At 58.3% G+C, this 1,791-nt stretch carries 1 protein-coding gene; it reads right to left on the bottom strand.

All coding sequences use genetic code 11. The features are described from left to right. Positions 1–1,791: Ig-like domain-containing protein (locus tag M2Q46_RS18675; protein ID WP_302357874.1), on the bottom strand; the 1,791-nt coding region annotated here is incomplete at both ends.

Below are 1,791 nucleotides of genomic sequence, written 5' to 3'. Positions count from 1 at the left end.
AAGCGGGGTTACCGGCGGCGTCTTCAGTCTCGACCTTGGCGTGAACATTGCTGTCCTGAGCCAGTTCGGTACCAGGAACATCCACGTTCCAGGTCTTGCCGTCAGCGTTCACGGTGGTCGTGTAGTCTTTGCCGTTCACGGTCACAGTGACGGTGTCACCAGCCTTGACGTCTTTACCCACGGTACCGGTGATGGTCACGTCGGACTCGGACTCAGCCTTGTTGATCACGTCATCGCCAGCAATGGTGTCGATGGTGATCGAAGCTTCTGGCAGGTCGGTATCGACACCGTAGCCGCGGTCGGCTTCAGCGCTGGCTGGGTTACCCGCAGCATCTTCGGTCTCAACCTTGGCATGTACGTTCGAATCAGCAGCCAACTCGGAGCCGGGAACATCCACGTTCCAGGTCTTGCCGTCAGCGTTAACGGTGGTCGTGTAGTCCTTGCCGTTCACGGTCACAGTGACGGTGTCACCAGCCTTCACATCCTTGCCAACCGTACCAGTGATGGTCACGTCAGACTCGGACTCAGCCTTGTTGATTACGTCGTCACCGGCAATGGTGTCGATCGTGATCGAAGCTTCAGGCAGATCGGTATCCACACCGTAGCCACGGTCGGCTTCAGCGCTCGCTGGGTTGCCTGCAGCGTCTTCCGTTTCCACCTTGGCGTGTACGTTCGAATCTTGGGCCAGCTCAGAGCCAGGAACGTCCACGTTCCAGGTCTTGCCATCGGCGTTAACGGTGGTCGTGTAGTCCTTGCCGTTCACGGTCACAGTGACGGTGTCACCAGCCTTCACATCCTTGCCAACCGTACCAGTGATGGTCACGTCGGACTCGGATTCAGCCTTGTTGATCACGTCGTCACCGGCAATGGTGTCGATCGTGATCGAAGCTTCTGGCAGATCGGTATCGACACCGTAGCCGCGGTCGGCTTCAGCGCTGGCTGGGTTACCCGCAGCGTCTTCCGTTTCCACCTTGGCATGTACGTTCGAATCAGCAGCCAACTCAGCACCAGGAACGTCTACGTTCCAGGTCTTGCCGTCAGCGTTCACGGTGGTCGTGTAGTCCTTGCCGTTCACGGTCACAGTGACGGTGTCGCCAGCCTTCACATCCTTGCCAACCGTACCAGTGATGGTCACGTCAGACTCGGACTCAGCCTTATTGATCACGTCATCGCCCGCAATGGTGTCGATCGTGATCGAAGCTTCAGGCAGGTCGGTATCCACGCCGTAGCCGCGGTCAGCTTCAGCCGAAGCGGGGTTGCCCGCAGCGTCTTCAGTCTCAACCTTGGCATGTACGTTCGAATCAGCAGCCAACTCGGAGCCGGGAACATCCACGTTCCAGGTCTTGCCGTCAGCGTTAACGGTGGTCGTGTAGTCCTTACCGTTCACGGTCACAGTGACGGTGTCACCAGCCTTGACGTCTTTACCCACGGTACCGGTGATGGTCACGTCGGACTCGGACTCAGCCTTGTTGATCACATCGTCGCCCGCAATGGTGTCGATCGTGATCGAAGCTTCTGGCAGGTCGGTATCGACACCGTAGCCGCGGTCGGCTTCAGCGCTCGCAGGGTTACCCGCAGCATCTTCGGTCTCAACCTTGGCATGTACGTTCGAATCAGCAGCCAACTCGGAGCCGGGAACATCCACGTTCCAGGTCTTGCCGTCGGCGTTCACGGTGGTCGTGTAGTCCTTGCCGTTCACGGTCACAGTGACAGTGTCACCAGCCTTGACGTCTTTACCCACGGTACCAGTGATGGTCACGTCAGACTCGGACTCGGCCTTGTTGATCACGT

Origin of the sequence: Alcaligenes sp. YSL9, assembly GCF_030515105.1 — a bacterium.
In the GTDB taxonomy this organism is placed as follows: domain Bacteria; phylum Pseudomonadota; class Gammaproteobacteria; order Burkholderiales; family Burkholderiaceae_B; genus Alcaligenes; species Alcaligenes phenolicus.
The sequence above is the reverse complement of the archived record's forward strand: the minus strand, read 5'-3'. Positions and strand labels throughout refer to the sequence as shown.